Below are 19779 nucleotides of genomic sequence, written 5' to 3' on the forward strand. Positions count from 1 at the left end.
GCTGGATGACGCGGGCTGTTGTTGAACAAGGACATTTTGCGCATGCGCCTGATGAAGCGGATTGTGACGGGAACTGCAGGAGCCTTGGTACTTGGTATCGTCGGGGGACTGGCGTGGATCACCATTGCGCCGCCGCAACTGCTTCGGGTCGGAAGCGGCTATGCGGCCAAGATCGTCTGCTCCAACGTGTTTCTGGCCGGACGCGATCCGCAGGAGGTGCTGGCGATCGACGTGCAGGCGCCGGGCAACCCGCTGCTCCTGATGATGCGGGTGACCGTTGACCGCGATGCCGGACGTGTCGATGCCGGGCTGCTTGGCTTCATCGGAACCAATCAGGCAACCTACAGGCCTGGCCTCGGCTGCACCGTTTCGCCGGATGGTTCGGCGTTGCCGCAAGTCGCGCTGCCGCCGCGATCATCACCTTCCGTCGATGAAGCTCCGGCCTGGCCGGTGGGGCAGGGGGTCGAACGCGATCCGCGTGTGATGGCGGTGCTAGAGGATAAGGCACTGACGGGGCCTGGCATGCGGGCGGTGGTGGTCGTCAAAAACGGGCGCATCGTCGGCGAGGCTTATGGAGAGGGCTTCTCGAAGGACACGCCGTTGCTGGGATGGTCGATGACGAAAACCGTCAATGCGGCGCTGATCGGCACATTGATGAACAGCGGCCGGATGTCGCTCGGAGATCGTGATCTTCTGCCAGCGTGGAGCAACGACAAACGACGCGAAATCACGCTGGCGAACCTTCTCGCCATGGAAAGCGGGCTTGGTTTCAACGAGAATTACGGTGCCGTCGCCGATGTCACGCGGATGCTCTACCTCGAACCCGACATGGCCGCCTTCACGGAAACGATCCCGCTCGAGGCCGATCCCGGTTCGCGTTTCAGTTACTCGTCGGGCTCCAGCGTATTGCTGTCGAGGATCTGGATGGACAGGATCGGTGATCGCGCGACGGCTCTTGGCTATCCATCCAGGGCCTTGTTCGATCCGCTCGGCATGACAAGTGCTGTCATGGAGCCCGATGCGGCAGGGACGTTCGCCGGCAGTTCCTACCTCTATGCGACCGGGCGCGACTGGGCGCGGTTCGGGCTGTTTCTGGCGCGCGACGGAGTGTGGAACGGGACGCGTCTGCTGCCGGACGGCTTCGTGCGGCTGATGCAGGAGCCGAATGCGCACTCGGGCGGACGGTTTTCGAAGATGCAGACGTGGCTACCAAAGCCAGACGACGTCGCTCTGCCTGAAGATACGTTCTATCTGCAGGGCCATGACGGGCAGACCATCGCTGTCATGCCGTCGGCGGATCTCGTGGTGGTGCGGCTTGGGCTGACGCCCCGGTCGCTGGGTTACGAACCGGGCTTGCTGTTCGGCGCCGTTGCAAAGGCGACCGGTGTCGTGGGGCTCTGATCGGCCTTCAGCACATGCAGCATGTCGCGGCGCTTGGCGTCGTAGTAGTAGCCGCGGGCATAGAGGCGGATGGCGTTGTCGTTCTTGTTGTCGGCAACGAGCCAGGCGCCGCGGAGATATCGGATCGCGTATTTGAGATTGGTCTCGGCGTCCAGCAGGCCTTCCGGCTTGCCCTGATAGCCCATCGACTTCGCGGTCGAGTACTTGATCTGCATCAGGCCCCAGTAGCCATTCTTGTGGTAGGCCTTGGGATTGTATTTGCTTTCGCGATGGACGACGCGGTGCACCAGCGATTCCGGCACGCCGTAGAGACCGGCATAGCGCTTGATGAGCTTCTTGAGGTCTGCAGGCGCGTTCGACGCGGTATCCGGCATCGGCTCGCCGGGAGCTGGCGGAAAGTCCTTGATAGTGCCCATGGCCGAGACCGCAGCCACAGCGCGGGGTGCGGCTGCATAGGCAAGCGTGGAGCTTGCGGCAGCCGGCGTTGCAGCACCAGCAATAGCGCTCGATGTAAGCGTGGCTGGACGCGGTGTCGGCACGACCGATTGCAGCGCCACCATATCCGGCGTCAGTTCTTCCTCGTCGAGCGCGATGGCCTGCGCTGCTGCCGGCTGGATCTGGCCAGACGCAACGGCGGTCGCGACCGGCGGCGACACGAGACGGCTCGACTTCTGGGTCATGACCGAACCGGCTGCGGGCTTGAGCGGCTGCGCGGAAGCAAGGCTCACGGGCTGGACTGCGGTTGCGATCGGCGGCGGCGTGAAGGCAACGATCGGCGCCATGGTCGGAGACGCCATGGCAGCATTCTGAGCCGATACGGTTTCTACGGTCGGCGGAACCGGAACGGCGATGCGACCGCTCTTGGCGATCTGTGCCATTGTCTGGCCGGGCGCCATTTGTTGAGATTGATCGGCGGAGGAAGAATTGTACTGGATGACGAGCTGACCGTCAGCTGACGTGGTCTGAGACGGCTGACCGGAAGCGACTTTTGTATCGCGCTCAACGCTGGAGCATCCAGCCAGAACGGAAGACATCGCAAGCGCCACAGCAGCTCTACGGCTGACGAATCTGACCACCGTCATCAGGTTGCTCTCATTTGAAATGGTTACCGTACCCGCCAAAAAGTCACCGATTGTGGATTTCCATTAACGTATAAGGCGGCGCCCGGCAAGTCGAAGGACGCTTTCTGTTTCTTCAAGCAGCGATTCGCCGGAAACCAGCCGTCACGGCACGCCTGGCGATGAATACCGTGCCGGGCTTGTTCAAGGCTGGATTGCGCCTCGAAAATCGCTTTGTGCCCCGCAGCGCAAGGCTGGGGATGAGTGCCTGTGCCAACGCACTGCCAGCGATGGAGGCGAGAAAAATCGCCGTCAGCACTTCGGCCTGGAGCGAAAGCGACAGCGAAGGGCGCAGAAACTGTGCAGTCAGCGCGGCAAGAATGATCGCGTATCTGGGGGTGCGAACGCATCGAACGAAGACGTCTGCGAAGATCCGGTCAAACCGCCGCGTCGGCAGATTGTCATTGTCGGCGAGCGGCGCGCGGACCTGTGGGTCCTGGAAGCACCAGAGTACATAGACCATGGCGTAGGCGATGCCGACCCAGCCGATCGCGGTCATGGCCGATGGCGCGTAAAAACAGACAAGCAGTAGCGGCGCGAGGCCCGCGGTGAAGGCGAGACCCAGTCCCAAGGCCAATGCGGGGACCGTCACGACTGCGCTTAGACGGCCGCGCTGCTTGGAATAGAGCGCGACTGTCCTCGTCAGCGGGTTGGGAAGGATGACGAGGGCCACAGCGGTCGCGGCAAATGCGAACCATGTTTCGATCGTCATCACATTCCTCCGGAGCCCACGGCTCTCGTTTGTCGCTCAGCGCGACGCGTTATACGGTTTCGTAGGGCTGGCCGATATGGTCCATCACCTCGCCAAACCATTTTGCCGTCAGATCGAAATGTTTTCCACCCTTGATTCGGGGAAATTCGATGGTTCTCAGTTTTCCGCCCTGGTCTTCATCATGGCCGGTGACGCCGGACACCTTGTTGAGAGCGCTTTCGACCGCAAGATCGACCATGCCCTGGATGAGGCGAAGATCATCACCATTGGCCGGGGCCGAGCGGGCGAAATAGCCTGACTTCTGCACCATTGAGCGTTCGGCACCGATCAGGCCCGCAAACTGGTTCTGGAACCAGCCACCGACATTGATCGTGTCGAGCTTCACATGGCCGAACGCATCGCGCTTGACGGTGTCGCCGGCGGCTTCCCGTTCCGCGATGATCGTATTCATGCCGGCACCTTCCGAGACGAAGATCGTCACGGTGCCGCGTTCTTCCATCACGCGCTTCAGGCGTGCCGACTCTTGTTCGAGGTCGAACTCCAATTCCGGCAAATAGAGGCCATCGATGCTTTTCAGCTCGGTGTTCATCATGAGGCCGTCGACATACTCGTTGCCGCGGCTCTGCTCGATATAGGCGCGTGCCGTTGCAGCCGTCAGCCAGCCGCAGTGGCGACCCATGACTTCGTGGATCACGAAGGTGCGGGGGGCGGCGGTCTGCTCGTTGCTGACATTGTCGAAGAAACGCGCGCCGACTTCGGCCGCCGTCCAGGCGCCGAGCGACTGGCGGATTGGCACGACGTCGTTATCGACGGTCTTCGGAAGACCGACGACGGTGAGATCATAGCCATTGGCGCCGAGGTAGGCTGCGAGATCGGCTGCCGTCGTGTTGGTGTCGTCGCCGCCGATCGTGTGAAGGATCGTCACGCCGTCCTTGGCAAGCCGTTCGGCTGCGACCTGCAGTGGGTTGTCGCCTTCCTTGACGAGGCCGCGCTTGACGCAATCGGCGGCGTTGGTGAGCTTGACGCGACTGTTGCCGATCGGCGAGCCGCCGTAACGATGAAGGAGAGGAGCCTTTTCACGCATCTCGGATGTGATCGCGATACTGTCGCCCAAGAGCACGCCCTGGTAGCCGGAGCGGTAGGCAATGATGTCCAGATCAGGGGCAACATCCGAGTAGCGCTCGATCAATCCGCCAACGGCAGACGAGAGGCAGGGCGCAAGGCCGCCGGCGGTCAGCAGTGCGACTTTCTGTTTGGACATCGATCCTCCTTGATGCGCTCAGGGCGCAAGAAACTGACAAAACGGGATGAATGGATGCGACACCAGCCGGAGCCTGTAAAGTGAATTTCTCAAGAAAATTCCGCCGCTTCGAGGTTTTTCCTGTCCGTTCCCCGATCTAATCGTTTCAAAGAAATCACTTGCGATGCGGTCTGCGCTGGCACGATAGGGCGGCCGTTTTTGTCAGCGTTTCGACCCATTGGCCGTCAACGACTTTGTACCGTTGCCGGACAGACCGGGCATTCAGCATGATTGTTCGAAAAACATGAACAGAGTTTAATCTTTAGCGGACCGTCCTCAGCTTGCCAAAACGTCGGTTATCTGGTCATTTAAGGGATGATTTTCGATTTCAATTGCCTTCAATTGTCCTCCCTGTGGGAAAGGTTGCTCGGTGCCGTCGGCGATGCCGCGGGCGGTGTGCTCAACCGAGTCGTCGATGCGATCCGCACCATGTTCGAGGGCGATCCGGAAACCCGGCGCCAGGTTTCCTTCTCGGTGGCGATCATTGCCCTGTCTGCAAAGATGGCGAAGGCCGATGGCGTGGTCACCGAAGCCGAAGTGAGTGCCTTCCAGCAGATTTTCGATTTTCCGGCCGAGGAAGCGCGCAACGTTGCACGTCTCTATAACCTCGCACGCCAGGACATTGCCGGCTACGAGGCGTATGCCACGAAGCTTTCGGGGCTGTGCAGCAGCGGCGACATGGAAAACTGCCCGATGCTTGAGAGCGTCGTCGATGGTCTGTTTCATATCGCCAAGGCGGATGGTCTCGTGCATGAGAGCGAGCTGGCGTTTCTGGCGCGCATCGCCGAAATCTTCCGGATCGACGAGGAACATTTCCGCCGCATCATGGCCCGCCACGTGCATCTCGACGGTCGTGACCCGTATCTGGTGCTCGGCGTTTCGCGTGACGACGATTTCTCGGCAATCCGCAAACAGTACCGTCTGCTGGTTTCGGAGCATCATCCCGACCGGCTGATCGCACGCGGCGTGCCGGCAACACTGCATGCGGCTGCGACCGAACGGATGGCCGCGCTCAACGCGGCCTATGAAGCGATCGAGAAAGAGCGCCGCGCGGCATGACAATTCCGGCTTCCTTTGCCGCCGATCATGCCCGCGCCACGGTCGAGCCTTCGCCAAATCATGGGGAAAGGGCAGGCGGGCGCCAGCCGGACATGATCCTCCTGCATTATACCGGCATGCCTGATGCCGATCAGGCGCTGGCATGGCTTCGCAACGAGGCGAGCCAGGTCTCCAGTCACTATTTCATCCATGAAGACGGCCGGATCGTGCAGCTTGTTCCCGAGGCGCGGCGCGCTTGGCATGCGGGCAAAAGCAGCTGGGCCGGCGAAACGGACATCAATTCCTGCTCCATCGGGATAGAAATCGCCAATCCCGGACATCCCGGCGGACTTCCCCATTTTCCGGATATCCAGATCGATGCGGTCGTCGAATTGTGTCGAGACTGCGGCAATCGCTGGGGAATATCTCGGGAACGGGTCGTCGGACACTCGGATGTCGCCCCCATCCGCAAGCTCGACCCGGGCGAAAATTTCCCCTGGCAGAAATTGTATTTGGCGGGGATCGGTCACTGGGTCGAGCCAGGTCAGATCAGTGGCGGCCGGTTTTTCCAGCACGGCGAAAGTGGTCAGCCGATCGAGGCCCTGCAGTCGATGCTGTCGCTCTACGGATACGATATTGAAATCACGGGCACATTCTGCGATCGCACGAAGGGCGTCGTCGAGGCTTTCCAACGGCATTTCAGGCCCGCCCTGGTCGATGGGATTGCCGATTTTTCGACGATCGACACGCTGCATCGGCTGCTCAAGGCACTGCCGAAATACAGCTAGGCGCAAGCTTCGCGAAACTGTCGGAAGCGTTTGCGGACAGGGCTTTTTTGCATTGCCACATGATCTCCTTAATGCGGCTTTCTAAAGAGTTGCTAACGCAGCGTCCCCAGACGGGGGCTGCCAAGATAAACCTACAGGTCTTGTAAAACCTCGCGTCGTCGTCCGGCGTCGCGACGAGGGATGTTTGCGTATCACGATATCCCGCGAGCCTGTTGTTCCGGAGATACTTTAGAATTGACTAAGATGACTTGTGCGGTCGCGGCAGGCATTGCCATGCTTTTCGCGGGATGTGGATCTGTGCGTGCCGAAGACGGCGGAGACGTGGTTCGGGTTTATGTCAAACCGCTGACCATTCCCTGGGAGACACGCGAAACCGGGTTTGCTGCCCCGACGGCCACCGACAGGCAGATGGTTCGCCGGATGCATTATACGACGCTGATCGCCAAATATGCCGATCAATACGATGTGCCGTTCGACCTTGCTGAGGCTGTCGTGCAGATCGAAAGCAATTTTCGCCCGACTGTGAAGGGCAGTGCCGGCGAGATCGGCCTGATGCAGGTGAAGCCGGCGACCGCAAGGCTGATGGGCTACAAGGGCCCTGATTATGGCCTCTACGATCCGGAAACCAACATTCGCTACGGCATGAAGTATCTGGCGGGCGCCCATGATCTGGGTGGCGGCAAGATTTGCGGCACGATCCTTAAATACAATGCGGGCCACGCCGCCAAGCGTATGAACCCGACGTCCAAGCGCTACTGTCAGCGCGTCGAGGCGGTTCTTGAAGACAACAAGGACGATGTGATCGAAAAGACCTTCGCGTTCGATTTTCCGCCGAAGGGGTATGCCGTTCTGGCGCCTCTGGTATTCTGATTCCGGAAACGGTTAGAACTGCCTGAAAAGAGCGGCAATTCGAGCTAGGGAATCGAAAGGACAGGGCATGGCGGCGCGGTTCAAATACATCATCATCGGAAGCGGCATGATGGGGGCGGCAGCGGCCCGGCATCTTTCCAAATGGACCGATGGTGTGGCGTTGATCGGGCCGGGCGAACCTGACGATTACCAGCGGCATGACGGCGTGTTCGCAAGCCATTACGACGAGGCGCGCATCACCCGGACGATCGATCAGGATCCAGTCTGGGCCCGCCTCGCCAATCGTTCGATCGAGCGCTACGGCGAGATCTCGTCCGAAAGCGGTATCGATTTCTACTCGGAAGTGGGCTGTCTGATGGTCGGGCCTGGGCGCGCCGGGCAGCCATCCTATGTCGGTCGCGTGCTCGATGCCGCCGGGCGGCTCGGGGTCGAGACCGAAACGCTGGGGCATGATGCGCTTTCGAAGCGGTTTTCGTATTTCGCCTTTCAGGATGGCGCCGAAGGCGTCTGGGAGGAGAAGCGGGCGGGTCATATAAATCCGCGCCGGCTGGTGAAGGCGCAAGTCATGCTTGCGGAGCGCCAGGGTGCCACGCTGATCCCCGAGACCGTTTCGGCCGTAAGCCAGGACGGCGCGATCGTGACCGTGACGACGGCGGAAGGGCGCAGCTACACGGCCGACAAGGTTCTTGTGGCGGCAGGCGGCTTTTCCATCAACGAGGCACTTGTCGGCGCTCGTCTCGATCTCTCAGTCTATGCAAGGACCATCGCGTTCTACGAGGTCGGCGAGGGGGCGATGGAGGAGCTGAAGGCCATGCCATCGCTGATCTGGAAATGGAACGAGGAGGATGACGGGATCTACCTTCTGCCGCCGGTCCGTTATCCTGACGGGAAGACCTATGTGAAGATCGGCGGCGATCCGGATGATCTCCTGCTGCCGTCAGAGCCAGAAATCCGTGACTGGTTCAAGACCGGCGGACGCGAGACGACCCGGCGCCACCTGACCGACGTGATGGAACGGCTGATGCCGAAGCTCGATCTGTCGCGATCTTCCATGGCAGCCTGCGTCACGTCTTTCACGCCAAACAACTATCCGGCCGTCGCCATGACAGCGTCCGACCGGATCGGTGTTCTGACCGGCGGTTGTGGCGCTGCCGCCAAGAGTTCCGACGAGATCGGCCGGCTCGGCGCCGAACTGATCTTTAACGGGTCGATCATCGACGATGGCTATCCGGTCGATTTCCATGCGGAATACCGGTAGGCCTATGGCCTTATCCGCGCATCTCGGCTAAGAGCCGCGCGACCAGTTGGCCGGGCAGCCGCACTTTACCAATGCCGAAAGGCGGTAGGGTGAGGAAAGTCCGGGCTCCACGGAAACACGGTGCCGGATAACGTCCGGCGGGGGCGACCCTAGGGACAGTGCCACAGAAAGGAAACCGCCCCGCTTTCTGATCGACCGGATGACGCATTGCGGCAAGGGTCGATGAGATAGCGGGGTAAGGGTGAAAGGGTGGGGTAAGAGCCCACCGCGCGACCGGTAACGGAAGCGGCATGGTAAACCCCACCGGGAGCAAGACCGAATAGGGATGACGCGGGACGTGCGCAAGTACGTCTACAGCCTGTTTCCGGGCCAGTCATCCGGGTGGGTTGCGCGAGGCGACGTGTAAACGGCGTCCCAGATGAATGGCTGCCACGTTCCGGTGTTCGCACCGGGGCCATACAGAACCCGGCTTACAGGCCAACTGGTCACTACTCTCTTCTGATTCGTCAATTGTGCCCGTCCCCGACGGGGCAATCTGACATGCAAATTGCCCGATTTCGGTGCCGCTTTTTATATGAGCAGGCCGGAAAGCGCCTTGCGTTTCCGGCTCTTAGCAACTGTCAAAATATCACTTGCGAAGGGTCGCAAAGGCAGTTTCTCCAAAGCGCTCAATAACCCTTTGTTAAACTTAACAGCTTATAAATAAATCCGAACATGGAGGAGCTTGCAGGGCCTCTCCCATTGACGCCCATATGGTCCCATGGTATCCCAAATTCGCACTGCACAAGGGCATTTTGCCCATCAAATCAAGAGTTTCGATCTCACAATCGGGCAAGCATCTGCTTATCCGCACGGATCTTCCTTGTTTGAATCCAAGCAGTCTGGCGGGAAGTTTCCCGTGTCTTTTGCGAACGGGGCGGGTGTTTGTTGCGATGAGCCGCTTCCTGTCGAATGCGACGAACAGGATCGATACGAAGGGGCGGGTCTCTGTGCCTGCCGGCTTTCGCGCGGTTCTTTCCGAGCGCGGAATTCAGGAGCTCTACTGCCTCCAGGATTTCATCTATCCGGCGATCAGCGTCGGCGGTCCGGATCTGCTCGATCGCTACGAGCGGCAGATTGCGTCCGTCGATCCGTTTTCACCGGACGCCAACAGGATGTCGCTGCTGATTCACGGCGGCGGTGTCTTCATGAGGCTCGATGCGGAAGGCCGGCTGATGGTCTCGGATTTCATCCGGGATTTCACGGGTATCAGCTCGGAAGTCACTTTCGTCGGGCGTTCGGATCATTTTCAGCTTTGGCAGCCGCAAGCATTTCACGAGGCGCAGGCGGCAGCACGGGAGGGACGTTTGAGTTCACGTCCCGCATAGTACAGGAGAGCGGGATGTCGGCGAATCCAGGCGAAGGTCAAACTGAGCCCGAAGGCGGACCGGTTCGCCATATTCCAGTTCTTCTGCACCAAGTGGTGGAGGCGCTTCAGCCTCTTCCTGGCAAGGTCATCCTTGATGGCACCTTCGGGGCGGGCGGTTATTCGTCCGCCCTGCTGGCTGCCGGTGCTGACGTCATTGGCCTTGATCGCGATCCTTCCGCAATCGCCAATGGGCAGGCTCTTGTTGCCGCGCATGCAGGTCGCCTCTCTCTCATTCATTCACAGTTCTCGCAGCTTGCCGATCATGCGCCGGAAGGCGGGCTCGATGGCGTCGTGCTCGATATCGGCGTGTCCTCGATGCAGATCGATGAGGCCGAGCGCGGCTTCTCGTTCCAGCGCAACGGTCCCCTCGACATGCGCATGTCGAGCAATGGCGTATCGGCGGCTGATGTCGTCAATCGCGCGAAGGTCGGCGATCTCATCCGCATCTTCGGCTTTCTCGGCGAGGAAAAACATTCCGGTCGTATCGCACGTGCCATCGAAAAGCGCCGCGTGACCGAGCCCTTCCGCACGACGCGCGATCTCGTCAATCTCATCGAGAGCGTCAATCCGCGTAAAGCCAAGGACAAGATCCATCCGTCGACGCGTGTTTTTCAGGCGCTGCGCATTTTCGTCAACGACGAACTCGGCGAGCTGGCACAGGCGCTGTTTGCCGCCGAGCAGGCGTTGAAGCCCGGTGGCCGGCTCGTGGTCGTCACCTTCCATTCGCTGGAAGACCGGATCGTCAAGCAGTTCTTCGCCGATCGCTCGTCCAAGACCTCCGGCTCCAGACATCTGCCGATGGTTGCGGTGAAGGAAGCGATCTTCGATCCGCTCGGCAAGGCGATGGTGGCGGCAAGCGAGGAGGAGGCGGAGATCAATCCGCGCGCCCGTTCCGCCAAGCTGCGCGCCGGTATCCGCACCGAAGCAAAATCGCGTGGCTCCGACATGTCGATCTTCGACCTGCCGAGCCTCGCAAGCCTTTCGACATTGGGGGTCTGACGGATGTTGAGAAGCTTCGATCTCGTGCTGATCGGCGTCATGACGGCAACGGCTGTTGTGACCTATTCGATCAAGCATCGCGCCGATGAGAAACTTGAAGAGGTCCGGCGTCTCGAAACCGAGATCAGGCTCGAGAAAGATACGATCGATCTCTTGAGGGCTGACTGGGCGCTTTTGACTCAGCCAAACCGTCTTCACCGGCTGATCGGCGTCTATGGCACCGAGCTCGGCCTTGGCGCGACCGATACGACGCAACTCGCCATGCCCAAGGAATTGCCGATGATGAAGTCGCGTCTGCCGCAGCCCGAGACCACCATCGAGGACATCATTTCCGGCAAGGACAGTGAAGTCGCAGCGGCGCTGAAGGGCGTCGAGGCTGCAAAGTCCAGGCCTCCGTCCAAAATACCGGTGCCGAAAAACCGTGGTGCTTCTTCTCTTGATGTTCATTCAACCGGATCGGTGAGACGCTGATGTCCTTCCTGTCACGAATCATGGTTTTGAAGAGCAGGGCGCATTTTTCGGCCGGGGGCCGTGGCCGCCCATCGATGCGCGGCGCGTCGTTCGAAGGTACGCGCAAGCGCAAGTCCGCCCAGGCGAAAAACCGCGTCGGCCTCCTGATCGCCGGCTTTGTCGCGTTCTACGGCGTCATCGGTGGACGTCTCGTGCAATACGGCTTTGCGATGCCTGAGGTAACGTCGAGCATTCTGCCGGCAGACCGGTTCATGGCGTCGCGCCCGGATATTGTCGACCGCAACGGCGAGGTGCTGGCCACCGACATCCGCACCGTCTCGCTGTTTGCCGAGCCGCACAAGATCGTCGACGCCGACGAGGTGATCGAAAAGCTCGCGACCGTGCTGAACGATCTCGACGTGAAGGGCACCTATACGAAGCTTCGCTCCAATTCGCATTTCCAGTGGCTGCGCCGCCAGCTGACCCCGAAGCAGCAGAGCCAGATCCTGGCGCTCGGCATCCCGGGTATCGGTTTCCGGCCTGAGAAGCGCCGTTTCTATCCCGGTGGCAGAACTGCTGCGCATCTCGTCGGTTACGTCAATATCGACAACCGCGGCGTCGCCGGAATGGAACGCTACATCGATTCCCAGGGTCTCGCGGACCTTGCGGCCGTCGGCATGACCTCCGATCAGCCGCTTGAGCCGGTCAAGTTGTCGATCGATCTGCGCGTCCAGGCAATCGTTCAGCAGGTCGTTGCCGAATCAATCGGCAAATACTCGGCGATCGGTGCTGGCGCCGTCGTCATCGACGTTCACACCGGTGAAATCCTCGGCATGGCATCGGCACCGGATTTCGATCCGAACGACCCGAACGGCGTGGACGCTGAAAAGGGCTGGATGAACCGCATGTCGAACAGCACGTTCGAAATGGGCTCCACCTTCAAATCCTTCACGCTCGCCATGGGTCTCGATGACGGCAAGATGAACCTGCAGAGCTCGTTCGATGCGCGCTTCCCGATCCGCATCGGCGGTTTCACCATCAAGGACTTCCATGGCAAGGGGCGCGTGTTGAGCGTTCCGGAAATCTTCCAGTATTCTTCGAACATCGGCACGGCGAAGATCGCCGACATGGTCGGCATTGCGGGACACAAGGACTTCCTGACGCGGCTTGGACTTCTCAGCCGGATGAAGACCGAACTGCCTGAAATCGCGATGCCAAGTCAGCCGCGTGAATGGAAGAAGATCAACTCCATCACCATCTCGTTCGGTCACGGCGTGTCGACAACGCCGCTACAGACGGCTGTTGCCGGTGCGGCACTGGTCAACGGCGGCAAGCTCGTTCCGCCGACATTCCTGCCCCGCACCCAGGCGCAGGCCGACGAGATCGCCACCCAGGTCATGAAGCCCACGACCAGCAAGGACATGCGCTTCCTGTTCGAATGGAACGGCATCAACGGATCGGGCCGCAATGCGCGCGTGGCCGGCTTCAATGTGGGCGGCAAGACCGGAACGGCGGACAAGGTCGTCAACGGCCGCTACGCCCACGACAAGAACTTCAACGCGTTTCTGTCTGCCTTCCCGATGGACAATCCGCGCTATGTCGTCCTGTCCTTCAGCGACGAGCCGAAGACCGACAAAGGCAATGGCGCCGCGCTTGCTGCAATGTCCGCAGCACCCATGGTCAAGGAGATCATCGCGCGGTCTGCTCCCATTCTCGGTGTAAAGCCAAAATTCGGCAATGACGGTTCTGCCCTGCTTGTGTCTTATTGAGGATCAAGAACGGGCCCTCGATTCGTGAGGGAGCCTGCTGTTAGATGGAAAGATTACCGATGAAACTGCGCGATCTTGCCGGAGACGATTTTCCGGAAGCGGCCGATATCCTGGCTGGACCAGCCGGTGATGTGGATATTCTCGGTCTTTCCTCGGACAGTCGGCAAATCGCCGAGGGCATGCTGTTCGCAGCTCTTGCTGGATCCAAGGCTGACGGGTCGCGCTTTGTCGACGATGCCGCCGCCAAGGGCGCGGTTGTCGCCATCGCGTCCCATCCGGCAGACAGCAGCATCCCGGTTGTGGTCGTGGACAATCCACGCCGCTTTCTAGCAATCGCTGCCGCTCGGCTGTATGGCGCTCAGCCGGAGACGATGGTTGCGGTAACAGGCACTGCCGGCAAGACTTCGGTTGCCTCCTTCACCCGGCAGATCTGGGCCTATGCCGGCCATGCGGCTGCACAGATCGGCACCACGGGCGTCGTCTCGCCTGATCGCAACGACTACGGCTCGCTGACCACGCCTGATCCCGTCGAGCTTCAGAAGCTACTGGCGGAACTCGCGTCCGAAGGCGTCACCCACGCGGCGATGGAAGCGTCCAGCCACGGTCTCGACCAGAGCCGTCTCGACGGCGTCAAGCTGTCAGCTGTCGGTTTCACCAATCTTGGCCGCGACCATATGGACTACCATCCGACTGTCGAGAGCTACATGGCCGCCAAGATGCGGCTGTTCGATACGCTGGCACCTGCGGGCGCTCCGGCCGTGATCTTTGCCGACGACCGCTGGACTGAAACTGCGATCGAGGTGGCACTTGCTTCAGGCCTCAGCATCCGGACCGTCGGGCGCAAGGGCGGTTATCTCTGCCTGAAGCGTGTCGAACACTTCCGTCACAAGCAGACCGCGGAGATCCATGCGGACGGCAAGATCTATGAGGTCGATATTCCGCTCGCGGGCGACTTCCAGGTGGCCAATGCGCTGGTTGCCGCAGGACTTGCGATGTCGACCGGCGTTCCGGCCGCTGTTGCCATGGCAGCGCTTGAAAAGCTCGTCGGCGCATCCGGCCGGCTCGAGCTTGTCGGCCAGACGAAGGATGGCGCGCTTGCCTATGTGGATTACGCCCACAAGCCCGATGCGCTCGAGAACGTTCTGAGCTCCGTGCGTCCGTTCACCACCGGCCGCGTGGTCGTTGTGTTCGGCTGCGGCGGAGATCGCGACAAGGGCAAGCGTCCGATCATGGGAGAGATTGCCACCCGCCTTGCGGACGTGGTGATCGTCACCGACGACAATCCTCGCTCCGAGGAGCCAGCCACGATCCGCTCCGAGATCATGGCGGCAGCGCCGGGCGCGGAAGAGATCGCCGACAGGGCAAAGGCAATCCGTCACGCGGTCGGACTGCTCAAAACTGGCGATACGCTGATCGTTGCCGGCAAGGGGCATGAGGAAGGACAGACGGTTGGGGCAACGACATTGCCGTTCTCCGATCATGTCGAAGTGCGCAAGGCATTGCAGGACCTGGCGGAGGGCGTAGCATCGTGAGCTTTCTTTGGACCTCGCAGGAAATGGCCACCGTCATGGACGGCCGGCCGATCGGGCAGATGCCGGAAGGCGTCACCGGTCTTTCGATCGACAGCCGCGGAATCACCGAGGGTGAAGCGTTTTTCGCCATCAAGGGTGACCGGGTCGACGGGCATGACTATGCCAGCATGGCGATTGCCAACGGTGCATCGCTGATCGTCGTTTCAGAAGCGAAGCTGCCGGCAATGGGCCGTCTGACGATCCCGATGATCGTCGTCGAGGACGTGCTGGCCGCACTCGTCAAGCTCGGGATCGCGGCGCGTGACCGCAGCCGCGCCCGTATCGTTGCCGTAACCGGTTCGGTCGGCAAGACGACGACCAAGGAAATGCTGCGGCATGCGCTTGCCCCGTCCGGCAAGGTGCATGCGGCCGTCGCCTCGTTCAACAATCACTGGGGCGTCCCGCTGACGCTTGCGCGCATGCCGTCCGATACGGATTTCGGCGTGTTCGAGATCGGCATGAACCATGCCGACGAGATCCGGCCGCTGGTCAAGATGGTGCGCCCGCATGTGGCGATCATCACGACGATTGCGGCCGCCCATCTCGGGCATTTCAACAGTCTCGAAGAGATCGCGGCTGCCAAAGCCGAGATCCTTGAGGGTATCGAGCCCGGCGGGGCTGCCATCCTCAACCACGACAATGCACAGTTTGCGATGCTGGAACAGAAAGCCCACGAGTTGGGTATCAGCCACGTCATGACGTTTGGCCAGCATGCAAAGGCCGACTATCGCCTTGCCGATTTCGAGGGCAATGCCGAGAGCTCCGTTATCTGGGCCGTTCTCAATGGCGAGACGAAGGAGTTCGTAATCGGCGCACCTGGCCGCCACATCGCCGAAAATGCCATGGCAGTTTTAGGAGCGGCGCTCCTCCTCGGTGCCGACATGGGCTCGGTGGGGCAGGCGCTGGCCGAACTCAAGGCCGTCAAGGGCAGGGGACAGCGCCATCGTCTCGGTATTGGCGAAGGCCATTTGACGCTGATCGACGAGAGCTACAACGCTAATCCTGCCTCCGTTCGGGCCGCGATCTCCCTGCTCGCAGCGACAGCACCGGAACTCACCGGTCGCCGCATTGCCGTCCTCGGCGACATGCTGGAAATGGGCGAGTTCTCGGCCCAGGTGCACGAAGAGCTGGGCGGGCCATTGCTCGCCTCCGGGATCGAGCACGTCTGGCTCGCCGGCAAGGAAATGGCCGCTCTGCGGGATGCGCTGCCTGATAGTGTCGACGTACAGTATTTCGAAACGACGGACGCACTGACTGAATACGTCGTGCGCTCCGTCATTCCCGGCGACGTGCTGATGGTGAAGTCGTCACTTGGGCTTGGTTTCGGCAAGATCGTTGCCGCGCTGCTTGACAACTACCCGGCTTTTTCCGACACGGACCGCCAACCTTAAGACGACGCGGCTTTTTTGAAAGGGCCCTTTATGCTGATCTGGCTCGTGGAACTGGCAGACAAGATTCAGTTCTTCAACCTGTTCCGATACATCACGTTCAGGACGGGAGCGGCGCTCTTCACCTCGGCGTTCATCGTCTTCATGTTCGGGCCACGGATGATCAATTCACTCCGAATCCGTCAGGGCAAGGGTCAGCCGATCCGCGCCGACGGACCGCAGACCCATTTCAAGAAGGCCGGTACGCCGACCATGGGCGGGTTGATGATTCTCGCCGGCATCGTCGGCGGATCGCTGCTCTGGGCCGATCTTTCCAACATCTACGTGGTCGCCACGCTGCTCGTGACGCTCGGATTCGGCGCGATCGGTTTTTACGACGACTATCTCAAGGTCACCAAGCAGACCGACAAGGGCTTTTCCGGCAAGGCGCGCCTCGGCATCGAGTTCCTCATCGCCGGCATCGCCGTGTTCTTCATGATGCGACTTGCGATGGTGACGGAGCCTGCGGGAAACCCGCATCTGGCAACCTCGGTCGCCTTTCCCTTCGCCAAGGATTTCCTGATCAATATCGGCTATTTCTTCATCCTGTTCGGTGGCTTCGTCATCGTCGGCGCCGGCAATGCGGTCAACCTGACTGACGGTCTCGACGGGTTGGCGATTGTGCCGGTCATGATTGCCGCCGCGTCGTTCGGGGTGATTGCCTATCTGGTCGGTAACGCCGTCTTTGCAGGCTATCTGCAGATCAATTTTGTCCCCGGAACCGGTGAGCTCGCCGTCATCATGGGCGCGGTGATCGGGGCTGGCCTCGGCTTTCTCTGGTTCAACGCCCCGCCGGCTGCGATCTTCATGGGCGATACCGGTTCGCTGGCACTCGGCGGCCTGATCGGTTCGGTTGCCGTCGCCACCAAGCACGAGATCGTCATGGCGATCATCGGCGGCCTGTTCGTGATGGAAACGATGTCCGTGATCATTCAGGTCGGCTTCTTCAAGATGACCGGCCGGCGTGTGTTCCTGATGGCGCCGATCCATCACCATTTCGAAAAGCTTGGCTGGACCGAAAGCCAGGTCGTGATCCGGTTCTGGATCATCGCCGTCGGCCTCGCGATGCTCGGCCTCTCGACCCTCAAGCTGCGGTGATCCGATGATCCCGGTCACGACGTTCAGCGGAAAACGTGTCGCACTATTCGGTCTCGGTGGTTCGGGGCTGGCGACCGCGCAGGCTCTGGTTGCCGGCGGTGCCACGGTTCTGGCCTGGGACGACAATCCTGACAGCGTCGCCAAGGCAAACGTTGCCGGCATCGAGACGGCGGACCTGAGAACCATCGACTGGAGCGCGCAGGCGGCCTTCGTCCTGTCTCCGGGCGTTCCGCTGACCCATCCAAAGCCGCATTGGAGCGCAGATCTGGCGCGTGCTGCCGGCGTCGAGATCATCGGCGATGTGGAGCTTTTCGTGCGCGAGCGCCGGGCGCATGCGCCGGATTGCCCGTTCATCGCCATCACCGGCACCAACGGCAAATCGACCACGACGGCGCTGATTGCGCATATCCTGCGCTCAAGCGGGCGCGACACGCAACTGGGCGGCAATATCGGGACGGCGATCCTGACGCTCGATCCGCCGAAGGCCGAACGGTATTACGTCGTCGAATGCTCGTCCTACCAGATCGATCTGGCTCCGACGCTCAATCCCACGGCCGGCATATTGCTTAACCTCACGCCCGATCATCTCGACCGTCACGGCACGATGCAGCATTATGCCGACATCAAGGAGCGATTGGTTGCTGGGGCGAAGACCGCCGTCATCGGCGTCGACGACAGCTATTCGACGCTGATCGCCGACCGGGTCGAGCGCACAGGCGTCAAGGTTCGTCGCATTTCCAAGCGTAATGCGGTCGCCGATGGTATCTATGCCGAGACAACCCGGCTCATCGAGATGAATGGTGGCGTTTCGTCTGCGCTCGTCGACCTCGATGGCATCCCGACGTTGAAGGGCAGCCACAATGCTCAGAACGCGGCAGCGGCGATTGCAGCCTGCCTGGCGGTCGGCGTGTCTGCCGATGACATCCGCGCCGGTCTGCGGTCATTCCCGGGCCTCAAGCACCGCATGCAGCCGGTCGGGAGACGGGACCATGTTGTTTTCGTCAATGATTCGAAGGCAACGAACGCCGAAGCCGCGGCCCCTGCGCTTTCCAGCTATGAGCGGATCTACTGGATTGCGGGCGGTCTTCCCAAGGAAGGCGGCATCGCAAGCCTCGCACCACTCTTCCAGAATATAACAAAAGTCTATTTGATCGGAGAAGCAGCACCGGCATTCGCAGCAACTCTTGGAGACACGGTCCCTTACGAAATTTCGGGCACGCTCGAACGGGCCGTTACCCATGCAGCCGCAGATGCGGCAGCCGACACTGTTTCGTCGGCAGTGATGTTGTCGCCGGCATGCGCCAGCTTTGATCAGTTTAAGAATTTCGAAGTGCGCGGCGATGCGTTTGTCGCACTCGTCGCAGCTCTCGACAGTGTGGACATGCTGGTCGATACCGGAAAAGGAAACTGAATATGGTAAGCCGCGCAGACCGTGGACCGCTCGCAGACTGGTTCTGGACGATCGACCGTTTTTTCCTGGCGGCCTTTATCATGCTGATGGGCATCGGGTTCATGTTGTCGTTTGCGGCATCGCCAGCCGTTGCCCAGCGCATCGGTCTCTCAGACTTCCACTTCGTCGAACGCCATGCGGTTTTCCTCATTCCGTCACTCGCCATCATGATTGGCCTGTCGTTCCTGACCCCGCGTCAGGTACGAAGGACCGCAATCGTGCTTCTTACTCTTTCGCTGGCCGCGATGGTTCTGGCGTTGTTCTTCGGCGTCGAGGTCAAGGGGGCGCGGCGCTGGATCGGTGTTGGCGCACTGTCCATCCAGCCGTCCGAATTCATGAAGCCCGCCTTCGTGGTGGTCTGCGCCTGGCTGTTTTCAGAGCACGCACGGCAGCCTGAAATTCCGGGCAATCTCTTCGCCATCATCCTGTTCGGCATCGTCGCGGCCCTTCTTGTCGCGCAGCCCGACCTTGGGCAGACGATCCTGACCAGCATCGTGTGGGGCGGCATGTTCTTCATGGCCGGCATGCCGTGGCTCTGGATCGTTCTGCTCGGCGGTGTCGGTGTCGGCGGTCTTCTTGCGGCCTATTACATGCTGCCGCACGTGACGGCCCGTTTCGACAAGTTCCTGACCGGCGAAGGCGACCGCTTCCAGGTGGAGACAGCGCATGAGGCGATCGTGCGCGGCAACTGGTTTGGCCAGGGCCCGGGCGAGGGCATCGTCAAGCGGATCCTGCCCGACAGTCACACCGACTTTGTGTTCTCCGTCGCGGCCGAGGAATTCGGCATCATCTTCTGCATGGCGCTTGTTGCAATCTTCGCCTTCATCGTGCTGCGCGGCCTCAAGCATGCCTTCAACGAGCGCAACGACTTCAACCGCTTTGCCGTCGCCGGCCTTGTGCTGCAGATCGGCATACAGTCGATGATCAATATCGGCGTCAATCTCGAGTTGATGCCGGCCAAGGGAATGACGCTTCCGTTGATCTCCTATGGCGGATCGTCGATGATCGCCATATGTGTGACAGCTGGTTTTATTCTGGCACTCACACGTCACCGGCCGGAACGGCGCGCGCAGGAACGCAGCTTGTTCCGCGTCGCGTCCGGAGTTCCCGCGGAGTAGGTAT

The 19779-nt window shown here is 60.7% G+C and carries 17 protein-coding genes and 1 other RNA gene; 15 read left to right on the top strand and 3 right to left on the bottom strand.

All coding sequences use genetic code 11. The annotated features are described in order from the left end of the window. The first annotated feature begins 42 nt into the window (after positions 1-42). Positions 43-1401, top strand: a complete 1359-nt coding sequence (locus ACQY1L_RS05250) for a serine hydrolase domain-containing protein (protein ID WP_430243163.1) — start codon at positions 43-45, stop codon at positions 1399-1401. On the opposite strand, the gene ACQY1L_RS05255 is transcribed toward ACQY1L_RS05250, so the two are convergent. From ACQY1L_RS05255 to ACQY1L_RS05265, 3 genes are all read right to left on the bottom strand, one after another. Then, the gene (locus ACQY1L_RS05255; protein ID WP_430243165.1) at positions 1341-2483 is read right to left on the bottom strand and encodes a transglycosylase SLT domain-containing protein; all 1143 of its coding nucleotides are present in this window, start codon (positions 2481-2483) and stop codon (positions 1341-1343) included. The genes ACQY1L_RS05250 and ACQY1L_RS05255 overlap by 61 nt on opposite strands. Before the next feature lie 112 nt (positions 2484-2595). Further along, a complete protein-coding gene (locus ACQY1L_RS05260; RefSeq protein WP_062456138.1) occupies positions 2596-3231 on the bottom strand; it encodes a hypothetical protein in 636 nt (211 codons plus the stop codon). 49 nt (positions 3232-3280) lie between these two features. Next, positions 3281-4492 (bottom strand): pyrophosphate--fructose-6-phosphate 1-phosphotransferase, encoded by a 1212-nt coding sequence (locus ACQY1L_RS05265; RefSeq protein ID WP_430243167.1) that lies wholly within the window; start codon positions 4490-4492, stop codon positions 3281-3283. A 354-nt stretch (positions 4493-4846) separates the two neighbouring features. Here ACQY1L_RS05265 and ACQY1L_RS05270 point away from each other — a divergent pair, with 354 nt between their 5' ends. The 14 genes from ACQY1L_RS05270 (at position 4847) to ftsW (ending at position 19775) form a co-directional block, all read left to right on the top strand. Continuing rightward, positions 4847-5590, top strand: a complete 744-nt coding sequence (locus ACQY1L_RS05270; protein WP_062456142.1) for a J domain-containing protein — start codon at positions 4847-4849, stop codon at positions 5588-5590. Next, entirely contained in the window at positions 5587-6357 is a 771-nt protein-coding gene (locus ACQY1L_RS05275) for an N-acetylmuramoyl-L-alanine amidase (protein WP_062456144.1), read from the top strand. Before ACQY1L_RS05270 ends, ACQY1L_RS05275 begins: the two co-directional genes overlap by 4 nt. A 243-nt stretch (positions 6358-6600) precedes the next feature. Beyond that, a complete protein-coding gene (locus ACQY1L_RS05280) occupies positions 6601-7227 on the top strand; it encodes a lytic transglycosylase domain-containing protein (RefSeq protein WP_430243833.1) in 627 nt (208 codons plus the stop codon). Positions 7228-7294: 67 nt separating this feature from the next. Further along, a complete protein-coding gene (locus tag ACQY1L_RS05285) occupies positions 7295-8485 on the top strand; it encodes an NAD(P)/FAD-dependent oxidoreductase (protein WP_430243170.1) in 1191 nt (396 codons plus the stop codon). A gap of 42 nt (positions 8486-8527) precedes the next feature. Continuing rightward, positions 8528-8974: RNase P RNA component class A (rnpB, locus tag ACQY1L_RS05290), an RNA gene on the top strand. 443 nt (positions 8975-9417) lie between these two features. Next, positions 9418-9852 (top strand): division/cell wall cluster transcriptional repressor MraZ, encoded by a 435-nt coding sequence (gene mraZ / locus ACQY1L_RS05295; RefSeq protein ID WP_062457964.1) that lies wholly within the window; start codon positions 9418-9420, stop codon positions 9850-9852. A gap of 14 nt (positions 9853-9866) precedes the next feature. Beyond that, positions 9867-10892, top strand: a complete 1026-nt coding sequence (gene rsmH, locus ACQY1L_RS05300; protein ID WP_062456153.1) for a 16S rRNA (cytosine(1402)-N(4))-methyltransferase RsmH — start codon at positions 9867-9869, stop codon at positions 10890-10892. A gap of 3 nt (positions 10893-10895) precedes the next feature. Continuing rightward, positions 10896-11363 (top strand): cell division protein FtsL, encoded by a 468-nt coding sequence (gene ftsL / locus ACQY1L_RS05305; protein ID WP_062581108.1) that lies wholly within the window; start codon positions 10896-10898, stop codon positions 11361-11363. Further along, complete coding sequence (locus ACQY1L_RS05310) at positions 11363-13111, top strand: peptidoglycan D,D-transpeptidase FtsI family protein (RefSeq protein ID WP_062581106.1); 1749 nt, start codon at positions 11363-11365, stop codon at positions 13109-13111. Before ftsL ends, ACQY1L_RS05310 begins: the two co-directional genes overlap by 1 nt. 59 nt (positions 13112-13170) lie before the next feature. Continuing rightward, entirely contained in the window at positions 13171-14643 is a 1473-nt protein-coding gene (locus tag ACQY1L_RS05315; protein WP_062456161.1) for a UDP-N-acetylmuramoyl-L-alanyl-D-glutamate--2,6-diaminopimelate ligase, read from the top strand. After that, the gene (locus ACQY1L_RS05320) at positions 14640-16073 is read left to right on the top strand and encodes a UDP-N-acetylmuramoylalanyl-D-glutamyl-2,6-diaminopimelate--D-alanyl-D-alanine ligase (protein WP_430243173.1); all 1434 of its coding nucleotides are present in this window, start codon (positions 14640-14642) and stop codon (positions 16071-16073) included. Before ACQY1L_RS05315 ends, ACQY1L_RS05320 begins: the two co-directional genes overlap by 4 nt. A gap of 30 nt (positions 16074-16103) precedes the next feature. Beyond that, positions 16104-17207 carry a phospho-N-acetylmuramoyl-pentapeptide-transferase gene (gene mraY, locus ACQY1L_RS05325; RefSeq protein ID WP_062456167.1) on the top strand — a complete coding sequence of 368 codons (1104 nt, stop codon included), beginning with the start codon at positions 16104-16106 and terminating at the stop codon, positions 17205-17207. A gap of 4 nt (positions 17208-17211) precedes the next feature. After that, positions 17212-18618, top strand: coding sequence for a UDP-N-acetylmuramoyl-L-alanine--D-glutamate ligase (gene murD, locus ACQY1L_RS05330; RefSeq protein ID WP_092660614.1), 1407 nt, complete (start codon positions 17212-17214; stop codon positions 18616-18618). Positions 18619-18620: 2 nt separating this feature from the next. Next, positions 18621-19775 (top strand): putative lipid II flippase FtsW, encoded by a 1155-nt coding sequence (gene ftsW, locus ACQY1L_RS05335; RefSeq protein ID WP_430243176.1) that lies wholly within the window; start codon positions 18621-18623, stop codon positions 19773-19775. The last annotated feature ends 4 nt before the right edge of the window (positions 19776-19779 follow it).

Origin of the sequence: Neorhizobium sp. DAR64862/K0K3 (assembly GCF_050500185.1) — a bacterium.
GTDB lineage: Bacteria > Pseudomonadota > Alphaproteobacteria > Rhizobiales > Rhizobiaceae > Neorhizobium > Neorhizobium soli.